This is a genomic window from Dellaglioa sp. CoH-56-MRSF-13 (genome assembly GCF_056782095.1).
Genome location: NZ_JBXAYC010000084.1, coordinates 1 through 381 on the forward strand (window position 1 = coordinate 1; position 381 = coordinate 381).

Genomic DNA, 381 nt, shown 5'->3' on the forward strand with positions numbered 1-381 from the left:
TGGCGCTAAGAAGCTTAACTTCTGTGTTCGACATGGGAACAGGTGTATCCTTCTTGCTATCGCCACCACACTCTTTTACTACTACATAAAACAATTTTGCAACCACTAATGCCGGCTGCAGGAGTCGAACCTGTGACCCTCGGTTTACGATACCGATGCTCTACCAACTGAGCTAAGCCGGCGAAAATGACCCGTACGGGATTTGAACCCATGTTACCGCCGTGAAAGGGCGGTGTCTTAACCACTTGACCAACGGGTCATATACATAAAAATGTGTTAATCAGTTAGATTAGCACATTTTTAAATTTATTATTAGCATGGCAACGTCCTACCCTCGCAGGGGGCGACCCCCAACTACTCTTGGCGCTAAGAAGCTTAACT

Annotated in this window: 2 tRNA genes and 1 rRNA gene; all 3 read right to left on the reverse strand. The window is 46.5% G+C overall.

Annotation, left to right across the window (positions count from 1 at the left end):
* A 5S ribosomal RNA gene (rrf, locus tag AC1RP1_RS07995) occupies positions 1-70 on the reverse strand; the annotation flags it as partial.
* Between the two features lie 39 nt (positions 71-109).
* A tRNA-Thr gene (locus AC1RP1_RS08000) sits at positions 110-182 on the reverse strand.
* Between the two features lie 5 nt (positions 183-187).
* Positions 188-259, reverse strand: a tRNA-Glu gene (locus AC1RP1_RS08005).
* Between the last annotated feature and the right edge of the window lie 122 nt (positions 260-381).